Below are 14765 nucleotides of genomic sequence, written 5' to 3'. Positions count from 1 at the left end.
GGTGGTACGTATGCATTTTCTCTGTTTTCTCATTATTATAATTAATTTCAGGGAGGTTAGAGAACAAGTACAAACTATAGAGGTGAGTAAATAAGAAATGACCTAGCCAGAAGTTTTTGCTAGGTCATTTCTTTTCTTGACTAGGGGATATTTATTCTGCTGTTCGCAGTCGTTCTACGATAGTTTTCTTGTTGCTCAGAGAATAAATAGCGAGAGGAAGACAGATCCCAAGCACGAGCAGAACAAGTAGCACGAGGATCAGCGGCCAGATAATAAATCTATAACTCATAAACCATATTTGGGCACTCAAGGGTCTCACAATCAAGATGGAAAATAGGCTTCCTAATAAGATGGAGCATAAGCTGGTGCCGAGCACATAGTACATCCCCTCATAAACAAGCATTGTTTTTAATTGTTTGTTGGTCATGCCGATGCTTTGTAGTATAGCAAATTCTTGATGGCGGGTCAGAATGCTAGTTAGAAGCGTGTTTGCAAAATTAATAATGCCAATCACACCAATAATAATACTGAGCGTACCGCCGATCATCAGAATTGTTTTTTGCATACCTGAAAGCGTGTCAATTGAGGTGAATTTGGATTTATAATGCATCGTTGGCTCCTTTATTTCGGTATAGTTCTTTAAGAAGCTCTCCATCGTTTTTTCTTTACTATTGGACACATTAAAGGCATAACTCATCACCACAGGCTTCTTCACAAGCGTTTTATAGATATCCGCCGGGAGATATAAGTTAGTATAAGTAGGAACGGCTACACCAGAATTGGTTGATTTTACGCCAACATGACCAAGCACTGTGAATTCATGACTAGTATACCCCTGGGCATTTGCTGTGCCCATATAGTTATGAAGAGTAACCTTTTCACCTACTTTGTATACGGATAGTTCCATGTCAGGATTATCGTAATTGTCTAATATGATCCCTTCCAAAATATACTTTCCCGAAGCTAGCTTGTCATAATCAAGTTCACCATCAATTAATTTTAGTCGGTGAAGGGGGAGAGCTTCAAGCCCATACACTACTGTAGATAAGTTGCCACGAGCGTCAGGAGTGACGATTTCCCCGTACAACTTCATCCCCTCTTTGTTCTCTTTATGCTCGACAGTGAATAAATTGCTGCCACTGTACAATCGTCCACCTTCTTCAAAACCGGGTTGTGTCTGTACGGCCTGAATATAGCTTTCCGTCGTTGCATTGTCAGGGCCTGTGAAATATTCTTGAAAATAATCAGCATGTGCAATCAGAAAGTCAGTATCATTGTTTTTTGACACAAAGTTATCCATATCCAGACTCTGGGATAATGTAAGAGTAGTATTCAGTAGCATTAAACCTAGAGAAAGGCTAAGCAGCACTAAAGTGGTCCGCTTCTTATTGCGCCCTAAGTTGGCTCGAGCCATCAGCGGCATTTTAGCACCGTTAGTTGATTTTTTTAGTTTTTTCTCACCCTTTTTGGTATCTCCGTCTACGTATCTTACAGCCTCGATTGGAGACACAGTCGCTGCAACCCTAATAGGCTTATAAATGCTGATCATAACTGTCACGACTGCAAACAGAGCTGAGCCGATAAAAATCCATGGGCTGGGGGATAGGGTTACCTCAGCATTTGCGTGCCTATAATTGTTCATAAGCAGCAGAGGGATAAGCGATTTGCCGACCCCAAAACCCCCGAGCAAGCCGATGGGAACCCCGATCAAGGAAAGAAATAATGCCTGTCTATGAATGAGCCTACGGAGTTGACTACTGCTTGTGCCGATGGTTTTTAGAAGACCGTAGAAACGAATATCACGCATCACCGAGATTTGGAAAATATTATAGATGATCAAATAGCCAGTAAGCATGATCAGTAACAGGCCACCAGCTAGGACAAAGATGGTTTCAGGGTCCGAACTGAAAGTGTTGGAAAGATACGCCCAGTTCATAGAAGTTTCAATGAAGTTCGGTGCATTTTTGTCAAGGGAATAACCACTTTCTGTAATCACTTGATCAAGTTTTCCCTGGATGTTCGAGCTGTTATCGAACATGATACCTGCATTGATGGCTCCGGTCATATCATGATCCTGCTTATATGTGTAGCGTAATTCTTCGGCATGTGCATCCACATAAGCTTTAGAAGCATAAATTTGACCTCTGTCTATCATGGCGGCGGGGTCACTCTTCCACCAGCCGGAGAGGATAAATTCACGCTGTACCATTTTGCCGTGAACCTCAAGCTTCAAGGACAATGTGGCGCCCTCTTTCAGGGGAATACCCAGTAACTGTAAGGTGCTAGAGTCCGCGATAACCTCATTTTCTGCCACCGGTTTGTGGCCTTTTTCTAGCTCAATCAATCCTAGCTTTAGCCCTACATCGTCATGATACCAGAACTCCGTTTTGCGCTTTAAAAATTGCTCGTTTGTTACCTTTCCACTTAACAAGCGGTTATATGCTATCTCCTTAATAAGAGGGTGGTCTTTGACCTGATTAAATTCCTCATCGTTGATATATTTAAGTAAAGCATGCGCAGTTCCCCCGGACTGCCGCATCGTTGCCTGCTGGAGACTTTCTATCGCGCCAATCCCCATAGTAAACAGAGATGTAAATAACAAAGTGGTTAAGGCAATAGCGATAATCGCAATAATATTGCGGGTTTTATTCGCTTTAAAACTTTTATCTGATAAATTACGAACTGCCTTACTGTTTTTTATTTTGATCATCTAGTCGCACCACCTACTATTTTACCGTCCTCAATGCGGATGATGCGATCTGCCATCTGCGCGATTTCCTCGTTGTGGGTAATCATCACCATTGTCTGGGCGAACTGCTGGCTGGATACCTTGATCAATCCCATCACATCCAGACTGGTTTTACTGTCCAGGTTGCCAGTAGGCTCGTCAGCCAAAATAATGGCTGGTTTCGTCGCCAGTGCTCTCGCAATAGCGACTCGCTGCTGCTGACCTCCCGAAAGATTGCTTGGTAGATTGTTTAATTTGTTCTTAAGCCCCAGTGTATTTGTAATTTGGGTCAGATAGGCTTTGTCTGGTTGTTTCCCATCCAGTTCAATGGGGAGCACGATATTCTCATAGACATTTAAGACTGGAACTAGATTATAATTTTGAAACACGAAGCCAATCTTTCTTCGGCGGAAAATGGTCAATTCTTCATTTTTTAGAGAATAGATATCCTTGCCGTCAACGGTTACGTTTCCGCTTGTAGGCCGATCCAGCCCACCAAGCATATGTAGAAGGGTGGACTTCCCGCTACCGGATGTACCAACGATAGCGACAAATTCACCGCTTTCCACCTCCAGATTCACACCATCTAAGGCATGAACAGCGGTATCCCCGTTACCGTAAGTTTTTCTTAGCCCTCTGGTTTCTAATATCTTCATTTTTTTGCTTTCCTCCCAATAAAAATATCTGCATCGTAATTGCTTACAATACAAATTTTATTATAATACCTCTTTCTTTCTACAATCTTTCTGAAATCTAACAGAATTGAAAGATTATTTGAGTGAGAGTAGAAAGATCGGATTGTAATGGGTGTTGGGAAATGTAGGAGGGACAGACTCTGTCTGAAATATTTGTTATATCAAAAGATATTTATACTTGCAGGATATGAAGGGATGTTAACGGTATTGATATTATAAAAGCAAAAAGAGATGAGAGGATCAAAGAGAAGGAGGGGCATCCCGGTCTAATCTGCTAATTATGCCAAATAGCATGCTGATTTTTACAATAGAAAATTTAGAGGTATTTTTAATGATATTTTAATAGTGAAAGGAGGTGGAATTAACATGGAAAAAATCGAGATTTTAGAAAATGTAGATTTTGATATGGAAGTACAATGTAATCCTAATCATTGCAATTTTGATTGTCTCGAACCCAATGGACATTGTAGCTCTAATACCTTGCAAACCACTTAAAGAATGATTTTGTCTAATACCCTCGTCTTTTAAGACGAGGGTACTTTCTTTTGCATCATATCTGGGTGAGTAGAGTAGTGCTCTATTTTCCTAGGCGATTCCGGTAGAACACCCTCTTTCATGTTCTGTGCTGCTGCCGTCATGAGGCTTGTTCCTTATCATTTGGAGTCTGCACAATTGTCAATAGCGAAATTCATGGAGCTAATTGGTATCCGTGAAGCTTCACTCAATTGTAGATGGTAAAGTAGTCGATAAGGATGATTATGAACAAAGAAAAAATTAGCGCTATGATCGTTCTCGTATCCATACCAGGTATGTCGAATATAGGAACAGTTTACATTATGATCCATGATAATTCGACGAGTCTTCCTCAAGGGGATAAGCGTTCTCTCCGTAATACTATGCAGTGCGTCTACATAGGCTCTGGAAGTGAATGTTTTCTCTTGATTTTACATACTACTAAGTTCCCGCCCGTTTCTGTATATTTTACAGCATTGTCCATAATACAGCCATCCATTTCAGAACAAAGCAAGTATGAATCGGTGTATTCTCCATAACAATAGAGATGTCTTTGGTATCTGCCTTTGGAATCATTTGCTCCCGTGCAACGTGCAGCAGCTCTTGAACAGATTCCTGCCTCGGCGATACCGTGATAATCCCCACTTTTAGTCGCGATGTTTTCACCAATGTATTGGTCAGGAAATTAAGTTTTTCTGCTCGTGAAGCCAAAGCTTTTATACAAGAAGAGCTATCCTCAGGTAAATCATGCTCACTAAGCAGTTGTGCGTAGAGAAGGATGTTGGCAACAGGTGTCTTCGTTTGGTGGGAGATGTCGGAAATGAGCTTGTTTATCTTATTCTTCTCTACCAGCAGATTTGTTGAGAAGACAGAGCAAATAGAAAGAAATTGCGCAAGCCTGGTTTCTACAGAGGATAACACGGATTCGTCAAAAGCATGCTCTGCAAATTCCTCATTAATTGCATCATCAATAATTATTTCGGTGGATGCATGATTTTATGTATGTTTTTACGATATAGAAGAACGACAGCCGCGGCAGCAAAGGTAGAGCAATTCCTATATACACATGGTTAAGTATTATCATATCACTTCACCGCCCATCTATATCCCAGCCCATAAACTGTTTTAATGTATTCGGGAGAGGAGGGGGAATCCGCCAATTTGTTGTAACCGCCAAGGCATTTTTACCTACAAACTCAGCTCCATCAGTTGTCCATATGCTGTCAATCAAGCGATCGCGAGATACAGTATTGCTTGATCGATTAGGATGCGCAACAATTTTTGCTCAGTTTTACTTAGTTCAATGGGTGTGCCATTCTTAATAAATGCCATCCTCTCAAATGAAAAGGAAGAATTGTCAAGCTGAAAGGAATCTGTAAGCGGATACCTAGCTCTTTTTAGCTGAATATCTACTTTGGCCCCCAGCACCCAATTCGAACTCAGTGACAATATCTGTTTCCATATCATTCGCAGTCAGAACGACGACTGGTACAGTTGTTTTTTTTTACGTATATGGGTTAAAAGGTCGAGTCCACTTCCATCCGGCAAATTCACATCAAGAATCATTAGGTCAAAGGCAGTGACGTTCAATTGTTCTTTTGCAGTAGCTATGTCATACGCTTGCGTAAATAGGTTGTTAGGTTCTTTAAGATCAGGAACAATCCCGTTACTCAAGGCGATATCATCCTCGATAATTATTATATAGTTCATTATTCTCCTCTTGTATTTTGGTTAAACAATTCCGAGCTCTAACAACCGCTCACAATAAAAATGTAAATGAGAGCCGCCCATTCTCTATTTCTATTTTACAGGATATGCTCTTATTTGCTCATGGTTCAAGGAGTAGGTATTAAACCACTGTTGAATAACCATGAAATGACCCAGCCAAAAGTTTTGACCAGGTCATTTTCTTTACAGGGGGATTTATTCTGCTGTTCGCAGTCGTTCTACGATAGTTTTCCTGTCACTCAGAGAATAAATAGCGAGAGGAAGACAGATCCCAAGCACGAGCAGAACAGGCAACATGAGGATCAGCGGCCAGATAATAAATTTATAACTCATAAACCATATTTGGGCACTCAGGGGTTTCGCAATCAAGACGGAAAGTAGGCTTCCTAATAAGATGGAGCATATGCTGGTGCCGAGTACATAGTACATCCCCTCATATACAAGCATTGTTTTTAATTGTTTATTAGTCATGCCGATGCTTTGTAGTATAGCAAATTCTTGATGGCGGGTCAGAATACTAGTTAGAAGCGCGTTTGCAAAATTAACAATGCCAATCACACCAATAATAATACTGAGCGTACCGCCGATCATCAAAATCGTTTTTTGCATACCTGAAAGCTCGGCAATTACGGTGGATTTGGACCGATAGTCCATCACTGGCTCCTTTATTTCGGTATAATTCTTTATAAAGTTCTCCATCGTTTTTTCTTTACTGTCGGATACATTAAAGGCATAACTCATTATCACAGGCTTCTTCACAAGCGTCTTGTAGATATCCGCCGGGAGATAGAAGTCAGTATAACTAGCAACGGCTACACCAGAATTGGATGATTTTACGCCAACATGACCAAGCACTGTGAATTCATGGCTAGTGTACTCCTGGGCATTTGCTGTGCCCATATACTTATGAAGAGTAACCTTTTCACCTACTTTGTATACGGATAGTTCCATTTCAGGATTATCGTAATTGTCTAACCTGACCCCTTCCAGGATGTACTTTCCTGAAGCTAGCTTGCCATAATCAAGTTCACCATCAATTAATTGTAGTCGGTGAAGGGGGAGATCTTCAAGCCCGTACACTATTGCAGATAAGTTGCCGCGAGCGTCAGGAGTGACGATTTCCCCGTACAACTTCATCCCCTCTTTGTTCTCTTTATGCTCGACAGTGAATAAATTACTGCCACTGTACAATCGTCCACCTTCTTCAAAACCGGGTTGTGCCTGTACGGCCTGAATATAGCTTTCCGTCGTCGCATTGTCAGGGCCTGTGAAATGTTCTTGAAAATAATCAGCATGTGCAATTAGAAAGTCAGTGTCATGGCTTTTAGACACATACTTATTCATATCCAGACTTTGGGATAATGTAAAAGTAGTATTCAGTAGTACTAGACCTAGAGAAAGGCTAAGCAGAACCAAAGTAGTCCGCTTCTTATTGCGCCCTAAGTTGACTCGAGCCATCAGTGGCATTTTAGCACCGTTAGTTGATTTTTTTAGTTTTTTCTTCCCCTTTTTGGTAGCTCCGTCTACGTATCTTACTGCCTCGATCGGAGACACAGTCGCCGCAATTCTGCTAGGCTTATATGCACTGATCATAACTGTCACGACTGCAAACAGAGCGGAGTCGATAAAAATCCATGGGTTGGGGGATAGGGTTACCTCAGCGTGCCTATAATTGTTCATAAGCAGCAGAGGGATAAGCGATTTTCCGACACCAAAACCCCCGAGCAAGCCGATGGGAACCCCGATTAAGGAAAGAAATAATGCCTGTCTGCGGATGATTCTGCTGATTTGTCTGCTGGTTGTGCCGATGGTTTTTAGAAGACCGTAGAAACGAATATCACGCATCACCGAGATTTGGAAAATATTATAGATGATTAGATAGCCAGTAAGCATGATCAGTAACAGACCAGTGGCTAGGGGAAAGACGGCTTCAGGGTTCGAACTGAAGGTGTTGGAAAGATACGCCCAGTTCACAGAACTTGCAATGTAGTTCGGTGCATTTTGGTCTAGGGAATAACCGCTTTCTGTAATCACTTTATTAAGATTTTCCCGCATGTTCGAGCTGTTATCGAACATGATATCTGCATTGATGGCTCCGGTCATATCATGATCCTGCTTATATGTGTAGCGTAATTCTTCGGCATGTGCATCCACATAAGCTTTAGAAGCATAAATTTGACCTCTGGCTATCATGGCGGCGGGGTCACTCTTCCACCAGCCGGAGAGGATAAATTCACGCTGTACCATTTTGCCGTGAACCTCAAGCTTCAAGGTCAATGGGGCGCCCTCTTTCAGGGGGATACCCAGTAACTGTAAGGTACTAGAGTCCGAGATAACCTCATTTTCTGCCACCGGTTTGTGGCCTTTTTCTAGCTCAATCAATCCTAGCTTTAGCCCTAAATCGTCATGATACCAGAACTCCGCACGACGCTTTAAAAATTGCTCGTTTGTCACTTTTTCACTTAACAAGCGACTATACGCTATCTCTTTAATAAGAGGGTGGTCTTTGATGTGATTAAATTCCTCTTCGTTGATATATTTGAGAATACCCTGCCCTCCCCCACCAGCCTGTCGCATCGTTGCCTGCTGGAAACTTTCCATCGCGCCAATCCCCATAGTAAACACAGATGTAAATAACAAAGTGGTTAAGGCAATAGCGATAATCGCAATAATATTGCGGATTTTATTGGCTTTAAAACTTTTATCTGATAAATTACGAACCGCCTTACTGTTTTTTACTTTGATCATCGGGTCGCACCACCTACTATTTTACCGTCCTCAATGCGGATGATGCGGTCTGCCATCTGCGCGATTTCCTCATTATGAGTAATCATCACCATCGTTTGGGCGAACTGTTGGCTGGATACTTTGATCAATCCCATCACATCCAGACTCGTTTTACTGTCCAGATTTCCGGTGGGTTCATCTGCCAAGATAATGGCGGGCTTGGCTGCCAGTGCTCTGGCAATAGCTACACGTTGCTGTTGTCCACCGGAAAGATTGTTTGGCAGATTATTCATTTTGTGGTCAAGGCCCAAGGTATGTACAATTTTATCTACGTGGGCTTTGTCCGGTTCTTTACCGTCCAGTTCAATAGGAAGCACAATATTTTCGTAGACATTTAAGACAGGCACCAGGTTGTAATTTTGAAACACGAAGCCAATCTTTCGTCTGCGAAAAATTGTCAATTCTTCGTCCTTCAATGTAAAAATATCTTTGCCGTCAATCGTAACGTCTCCACTTGTTGGACGATCAAGTCCACCCAGCATATGCAGAAGGGTAGATTTGCCGCTCCCGGATGTACCGACAATAGCGACAAATTCTCCGCTTTCCACCTCCAGATTTACGCTGTCTAAGGCATGAACAGCAGTATCTCCATTACCGTAATGCTTCTTTAATGCCTGAGTTTTCAATAGAGCCATATACGTTCTCCTCCACAAAAAAATGTCTGGATCGTAGTCATCTACAGTACAGACATTAACACACTGATCTTTCTACAATCTTTCTGAAATCTAACGGTATTGAAAGAATTAAGTATCCATAGAAAGAAAAATAGAGAAGGTAGAACCACGGCCGTAGCGTGATCGTACCTTGATGTACCCCCCCTCCGCAGCGATGATTTCTCTAGCTAAAAACAGTCCAATACCTACACCCTCCTGCGAGTTAACAGTGGGGGAGCGATAAAAGCGGGTAAAGATTTTACCTTGTTCTTCTTCTGCAATGCCTATGCCGCTATCGATAATATCAATTCGACAAAACAAATCGTATGCCGTTACTTTTATATTCATGCTTCCGCCTGTCTCTGTATATTTTATGGCGTTATCCATAATGTTATAGACAGCTTCACTCGTCCACTTTAGGTCAAAATAAGCATGGGTAACTGTGTCCTCCATAACAACTGAAATCCCTTTGGCGTCTGCTTTTGGCATCATTTGCTCCAGTGCAGCATCAAGGAGCTTTTGAACAGATTCTCGCCTTGGCGCTACCGTGATAATCCCCGTTTCAAGCCGCGATGTTTTCAACAATGTCTGGATAAGGAAGTTAAGCTTTTCGGCCTGTGCAGATAGAGCTTTCACACAAGTGGAGGTATCCTGTGATAGTTCGTATTCGCTAAGTAGCTGAGAATAAAGCAGGATGTTGGCCACTGGTGTTTTCGTTTGGTGTGAAATATCGGAAATCAGCTCATTTATTTTATTCTTTTCGGCAAGCAGATTTTTGGAAGACACGGAGCAAATAGAAAGAAATTTCGCAAATTTCGCTTCTATTGCAGAGAGAACGGATTCATCAAAGACATCCTCCGAGAAGCTGCCATTTATCGCGGCATCCAGCATGTTCTCAATAGTTTTCATTGTTCTTTGGATGCTCCTGCGATACAGCATGATAGCAACCACAGCAGTGCATACAGCAGCGACGGCAATTCCAATACATATATAGAGGAGTGTTGTCATCTCATTTCAACGCCCATGTGTAGCCCAGCCCATACACCGTTTTAATATATTGTGGGGAGGAGGGATGATCCTCCAATTTATCCCGCAACCTTTTTATCGTAACTGACAAAGCATTTTCACCTACATACTCAGCCCCGTCAGTCCAGATGCTGTCTACCAAATGATCACGCGAAACGGTATTTCCTCGATTGTTGATTAGAATGCGCAACAATTTTTGCTCCGTTTTACTTAGTTCAATAGGTGTACCATTTTTAATAAATTCCATCCTCTCAAATGAGAAGGAAAAATCGCCTAGCTGAATGGAGTCTGCAAGCGAGTACCCAGCTCTTTTAAGCTGAACGCCGACTCTCGCTCTCAGTACCATAAGACTGAAAGGTTTGGTGATATAGTCGTCAGCACCCAGCTCAAGACCAGTGACGATATCTGTTTCCATATCATTCGCTGTCAGAACGATGACGGGTATAGTTGTTTTTTTTCGTATATCTGTTAAAAGATCAAGCCCGTTTCCATCTGGTAAATTAATATCAAGAATGACTAAATCAAAAGCAGTGATGTTCAATTGTTCTTTTGCAGTAGCAATGTCATACGTTTGCACAAATACGTTGTTAGGTTCTTTAAGAGCAAGAACAATACCGTTACTCAAGGCGATATCGTCCTCGACGATTAGTATGTGATTCATCATTTTCCTCCTGTTTTTTTGATTCATCAAGTTAATGAATCCCGAATTCCAAGAATTGCCTACAGCAAAAATGGAAAAGAGGGCCCTAAAATCTTGCACCTCTATTTTACAGGATATTGCTCTTATTTGCTCATTCGCTCTTCAGACTATTCAGGTTTTGCTAACACCTTTTTTGACATGGTTTATTCATTGCAAAGAATTTGACAGATACAATATCACTGCTATAATTTATCCTAGTTGTTTTGATAATGATTATCATTATTGGAGGGGAGGACAGGGCCGAAGCTTGGTACGAGTTATTGGACAGGCTCCCTTAGTTAGAGATGAAATTGCGTTATTTAATACTGGCTATTCTGGTACTAGCCTTCGCCTCGGTTTTTATTGGTGTTCATGATGTAACTCCACTTGATTTGTTCCACTTAACCAACGATCAAGCGCAGGTGCTCCTGATTAGCAGATTTCCACGTTTGATCAGCATCATTATCGCAGGAGCGAGTATGAGTATCTGCGGGCTGATCATGCAGCAGCTTACCCGGAACCGATTTGTATCGCCCACCACCGCAGGGACGATGGATGCGGCACGATTAGGTGTGCTGATGGCCATTATGGTGTTTGGAGCGGCGGGATTTTGGACGAAGATGCTGACGGCTTTTGGATTTGCTCTAGGGGGAACGCTGATTTTCATGAAGATATTGGATAAAATCCGTTTCAAGGACCCGGTATTTATCCCGCTTGTTGGTCTGATGTTTGGGGGCATTTTAAATTCGGTGACGACTTTTTTTGCCTACAAATATAATCTGATCCAGGGCATTTCTTCGTGGATGCAGGGGGATTTTTCTCTAATCATGAGTGGCCGCTACGAGATGCTGTATCTTAGTGTTCCTTTGGTTGCGTTGGCGTATATATATGCGAATCGTTTTACAATTGCAGGTATGGGTGAGGATTTTGCAGCCAACTTGGGCGTACATTACAAGCGCACCGTCAATGTGGGTTTGGTGATCGTGGCTTTGGTGTCCTCTGTTGTCATCTTAACCGTCGGGACAATTCCCTTTTTGGGGCTGGTTGTACCCAATCTGGTCAGTATGTATATGGGGGATAATCTGAAAAAAAGCCTGGCTCATACAGCGATCTTGGGCGCCGTTTTTGTGCTGTTTTGCGATATTTTGGGACGGGTGATCATTTACCCATATGAAATTTCTGTAGGGCTTACGGTTGGTGTGATCGGGAGCGCGTTGTTCTTGTATTTGCTGCTGAGGAGAAGGGCTTATGAATCCTAAATTAAAAATCGGAATATTAGCCGCTGCCGCGCTTGTGTTGATTGCTGCTTTTGTGTTTATCGATCTTCCGCACACCTGGCATTACGCGTTGCCGCGACGATTGAAAAAGGTCGCAGCTTTCATTCTGACAGGTGGCTCCATTGCTTTTGCGACCGTTATTTTCCAGACGGTTACGAATAATAAGATTTTGACTCCGGGTATTATCGGGCTGGATTCACTGTATATGCTGATTCAGACGACGATTATTTTTGCATTTGGTTCCGTCCCATGGATTTCGACCAGCAAAGAATTAAACTTTTTGCTGTCAGTGGGGATGATGGTGTTGTTCGCGGGATTGCTATACAAGTTAATTTTCCGCAAGGATGGACGGGGTATTTATGTACTTCTGCTGATCGGTCTGGTGTTCGGGACGCTGTTTAACAGTCTGTCTACCTTTATGGAGGTACTGATTGATCCGAACGAATTTGCGAAAATTCAGGACAAGAGCTTCGCCAGCTTTAGTAATGTAAACACCGAACTGTTATGGCTTTCTGTATTCGTGCTTGTGCTCGTATTTGCTTATGCGTGGAGATTTATTAAGTACCTGGACGTGCTGTCGCTCGGACGGGAGCATGCGATTAATTTAGGTCTCCCTTACAGTTATATCATCAAAAGATTGCTGATTATTGTAGCGATTCTCATCTCCATATCTACGGCACTTGTTGGACCGATCACGTTTCTCGGATTAATTGTGGCCAATGTGGCTTATCAGGTGATGAAGACGTATCAGCACCGTTATATTATTCCGGCCTCCATCTGTGTTAGTGTCATTGCTTTGGCAGGGTGCCAACTGCTGGCGGAAAGAGTATTCGATTTATCGACAACAGTCAGCGTCATTATTAACTTTATCGGGGGGGTGTACTTCCTGTACCTTTTGCTGCGGGAGAATAAATCATGGTAGAAGTCAAAAACGTAACCAAACGCTACGGGAATAAAAATGTGGTGGAGCAGGTGTCCGTCACTATACCTAAAGGCACCATTACCTCCTTTATTGGACCTAACGGCGCTGGGAAAAGCACCCTGTTGTCGATGATCAGTCGCCTAACAGATAGTGATGAGGGAGAAATCCTCATTGACGGACAGGCCGTGAGCCTGACCAAAAGTGAGGAGCTAGCCCGGAAGATATCCATTTTAAAACAGACTAATGATGTCAACATCCGCTTAACCGTGAAGGAACTGGTCAGCTTCGGCCGTTTTCCGTATTCCAAGGGCAGATTGAACAGCGAGGATCGCAAAATGGTAGAGCAGTCTATGGCCTACATGGGACTGGAGGATATGAAGGACAAACATATTGATTTGCTCAGTGGGGGACAGCGGCAGCGGGCGTTTATTGCTATGATTCTGGCACAGGACACGGAATACATACTGCTGGATGAGCCGCTGAACAATTTGGATATGAAGCATTCGGTTCAGATTATGAAGACGCTGCGCAATTTAGTGGATGATCTGGGCAAAACGATTCTGGTGGTGCTTCACGACATTAACTTTGCTTCCTGCTATTCGGACCATATTGTCGGGATGAAGAATGGCAGATTGCTGAAACAAGGAACGGCTGACGAGATGATAGATAGTCAGGTATTAAAGGATTTGTACGATATGGATATTCCGATTCAACAGATCGGTGATCATAAAATTTGTGTGTACTTCACTTAGGGGGAATGTAAAATGAAGAAAAATTTGATGTTTTTAACACTGATGCTTGCACTGGTACTGATCGTATCGGCCTGTGGCAAAGCGGCTCCGGCAACACAGGAAGCGACTGGCGATGGCTCCTCAACTGCAACAACGGAATCCAAAACTGTATCGGTCAAACACGCACTGGATGAAAACCCGGTCCAAGTCAAAGTCAATCCGAAGAATGTCGTTGTTTTTGATTTTGGTTCATTGGATACGCTCGATAAGCTGGGCGTAGACGTTGCGGCGGTAGCGCAGCAGGATCTTCCTACGTATTTGAACAAATATAAAGATTCCAAATATGCAAGTGCGGGCACGCTGTTTGAGCCGGATTACGAGAAAATCAGTGATCTCTCTCCTGAACTGATCATCATTGGTGGCAGACAAGCTGATGCATATAAAGAGTTGAGCAAAATTGCACCTACTATTTCGATGGCTGTAGACACCAAGGATTATATCAATTCCTTTAAGAAAAACGTTGAAACGCTGGGGCAAATCTTCGACAAAGAGGAAGCTGCCAAACAGGAACTGGCTGCGATTGATAGCTCCATTAAGGCTGTACATGACAAGGCTGTAGCGAGCAAGGCTAAAGGATTGATCGTACTGACAAATGAAGGAAGCCTGAGTGCATACGGCTCACAATCCCGCTTTGGTATCATTCATGATGCTTTTGGCGTAACTCCTGTAGATCCTGGCATTAAAGTATCGACGCATGGACAAAAGGTTTCTTTTGAATATGTACAGCAAAAAAATCCAGATTATATTTTTGTCGTTGACCGTGGGGCTGTGGTGGTCGAGGAAGGCAAGGAACAGGTTACAGGTAAACAAACCATTGAGAATGAACTGGTGAAGAAAACGAATGCTTATAAAAACGGTCATATTGTATACCTGGATCCTAACTACTGGTACCTGTCAGGTAATGGTCTGGAATCCGTATCTGAAATGATCAAGGAAATAGATGCTGCACTGTAATGCATACATTCA

At 42.6% G+C, this 14765-nt stretch carries 12 protein-coding genes and 1 pseudogene; 5 read left to right on the top strand and 8 right to left on the bottom strand.

Annotated elements, in window-relative coordinates; translation table 11 throughout:
• Positions 1 to 151: 151 nt before the first annotated feature.
• On the bottom strand, positions 152 to 2710 hold the full coding sequence (locus PPM_RS22560; RefSeq protein WP_013373146.1) for an ABC transporter permease: 2559 nt from the start codon (positions 2708 to 2710) through the stop codon (positions 152 to 154).
• Positions 2707 to 3384 carry an ABC transporter ATP-binding protein gene (locus tag PPM_RS22555; RefSeq protein WP_013373145.1) on the bottom strand — a complete coding sequence of 226 codons (678 nt, stop codon included), beginning with the start codon at positions 3382 to 3384 and terminating at the stop codon, positions 2707 to 2709. Before PPM_RS22555 ends, PPM_RS22560 begins: the two co-directional genes overlap by 4 nt.
• Before the next feature lie 405 nt (positions 3385 to 3789).
• Between PPM_RS22555 and PPM_RS30440 the strand changes: the two genes are divergently transcribed.
• Positions 3790 to 3918 carry a hypothetical protein gene (locus PPM_RS30440; RefSeq protein WP_013373144.1) on the top strand — a complete coding sequence of 43 codons (129 nt, stop codon included), beginning with the start codon at positions 3790 to 3792 and terminating at the stop codon, positions 3916 to 3918.
• Between the two features lie 486 nt (positions 3919 to 4404).
• Here PPM_RS30440 and PPM_RS22550 read toward each other — a convergent pair whose 3' ends face one another.
• The 6 genes and pseudogenes from PPM_RS22550 to PPM_RS22525 all read right to left on the bottom strand — a co-directional run bounded on the left by PPM_RS22550 (position 4405) and on the right by PPM_RS22525 (position 10791).
• Complete coding sequence (locus tag PPM_RS22550; RefSeq protein WP_013373142.1) at positions 4405 to 4857, bottom strand: histidine kinase dimerization/phospho-acceptor domain-containing protein; 453 nt, start codon at positions 4855 to 4857, stop codon at positions 4405 to 4407.
• Between the two features lie 164 nt (positions 4858 to 5021).
• Positions 5022 to 5646, bottom strand: a pseudogene (locus PPM_RS22545) (response regulator transcription factor).
• Between the two features lie 213 nt (positions 5647 to 5859).
• Entirely contained in the window at positions 5860 to 8412 is a 2553-nt protein-coding gene (locus PPM_RS22540; protein WP_013373139.1) for an ABC transporter permease, read from the bottom strand.
• Positions 8409 to 9086 carry an ABC transporter ATP-binding protein gene (locus PPM_RS22535; RefSeq protein WP_013373138.1) on the bottom strand — a complete coding sequence of 226 codons (678 nt, stop codon included), beginning with the start codon at positions 9084 to 9086 and terminating at the stop codon, positions 8409 to 8411. Before PPM_RS22535 ends, PPM_RS22540 begins: the two co-directional genes overlap by 4 nt.
• Before the next feature lie 108 nt (positions 9087 to 9194).
• Entirely contained in the window at positions 9195 to 10112 is a 918-nt protein-coding gene (locus tag PPM_RS22530) for a sensor histidine kinase (protein ID WP_013373137.1), read from the bottom strand.
• Between the two features lies 1 nt (position 10113).
• Positions 10114 to 10791, bottom strand: a complete 678-nt coding sequence (locus tag PPM_RS22525; RefSeq protein WP_013373136.1) for a response regulator transcription factor — start codon at positions 10789 to 10791, stop codon at positions 10114 to 10116.
• Positions 10792 to 11114: 323 nt separating this feature from the next.
• On the opposite strand from PPM_RS22525, the gene PPM_RS22520 reads away from it, so the two are divergent.
• The 4 genes from PPM_RS22520 to PPM_RS22505 are packed head-to-tail and all read left to right on the top strand — an operon-like array spanning position 11115 to position 14753.
• Positions 11115 to 12068 carry an ABC transporter permease gene (locus PPM_RS22520; RefSeq protein ID WP_013373135.1) on the top strand — a complete coding sequence of 318 codons (954 nt, stop codon included), beginning with the start codon at positions 11115 to 11117 and terminating at the stop codon, positions 12066 to 12068.
• Positions 12058 to 13008, top strand: a complete 951-nt coding sequence (locus tag PPM_RS22515) for an iron chelate uptake ABC transporter family permease subunit (protein WP_013373134.1) — start codon at positions 12058 to 12060, stop codon at positions 13006 to 13008. Before PPM_RS22520 ends, PPM_RS22515 begins: the two co-directional genes overlap by 11 nt.
• On the top strand, positions 13002 to 13760 hold the full coding sequence (locus PPM_RS22510; RefSeq protein WP_013373133.1) for an ABC transporter ATP-binding protein: 759 nt from the start codon (positions 13002 to 13004) through the stop codon (positions 13758 to 13760). Before PPM_RS22515 ends, PPM_RS22510 begins: the two co-directional genes overlap by 7 nt.
• 12 nt (positions 13761 to 13772) lie before the next feature.
• Positions 13773 to 14753, top strand: coding sequence for a siderophore ABC transporter substrate-binding protein (locus PPM_RS22505; protein WP_013373132.1), 981 nt, complete (start codon positions 13773 to 13775; stop codon positions 14751 to 14753).
• The last annotated feature ends 12 nt before the right edge of the window (positions 14754 to 14765 follow it).

The organism is Paenibacillus polymyxa M1 (assembly GCF_000237325.1).
In the GTDB taxonomy this organism is placed as follows: domain Bacteria; phylum Bacillota; class Bacilli; order Paenibacillales; family Paenibacillaceae; genus Paenibacillus; species Paenibacillus polymyxa_C.
The sequence above is the reverse complement of the archived record's forward strand: the minus strand, read 5'-3'. Positions and strand labels throughout refer to the sequence as shown.

Excerpts from the sequence above, each read along its gene's own strand:
- PPM_RS30440 (WP_013373144.1), top strand. The coding sequence starts at position 3,790 with ATGGAAAAAATCGAGATTTTAGAAAATGTAGATTTTGATATGGAAGTA.
- PPM_RS22515 (WP_013373134.1), top strand. The coding sequence starts at position 12,058 with ATGAATCCTAAATTAAAAATCGGAATATTAGCCGCTGCCGCGCTTGTG.
- PPM_RS22510 (WP_013373133.1), top strand. The coding sequence starts at position 13,002 with ATGGTAGAAGTCAAAAACGTAACCAAACGCTACGGGAATAAAAATGTG.
- PPM_RS22560 (WP_013373146.1), bottom strand. The coding sequence starts at position 2,710 with ATGATCAAAATAAAAAACAGTAAGGCAGTTCGTAATTTATCAGATAAA.
- PPM_RS22525 (WP_013373136.1), bottom strand. The coding sequence starts at position 10,791 with ATGAATCACATACTAATCGTCGAGGACGATATCGCCTTGAGTAACGGT.
- PPM_RS22540 (WP_013373139.1), bottom strand. The coding sequence starts at position 8,412 with ATGATCAAAGTAAAAAACAGTAAGGCGGTTCGTAATTTATCAGATAAA.
- PPM_RS22505 (WP_013373132.1), top strand. The coding sequence starts at position 13,773 with ATGAAGAAAAATTTGATGTTTTTAACACTGATGCTTGCACTGGTACTG.
- PPM_RS22530 (WP_013373137.1), bottom strand. The coding sequence starts at position 10,112 with ATGACAACACTCCTCTATATATGTATTGGAATTGCCGTCGCTGCTGTA.
- PPM_RS22555 (WP_013373145.1), bottom strand. The coding sequence starts at position 3,384 with ATGAAGATATTAGAAACCAGAGGGCTAAGAAAAACTTACGGTAACGGG.
- PPM_RS22520 (WP_013373135.1), top strand. The coding sequence starts at position 11,115 with ATGAAATTGCGTTATTTAATACTGGCTATTCTGGTACTAGCCTTCGCC.
- PPM_RS22535 (WP_013373138.1), bottom strand. The coding sequence starts at position 9,086 with ATGGCTCTATTGAAAACTCAGGCATTAAAGAAGCATTACGGTAATGGA.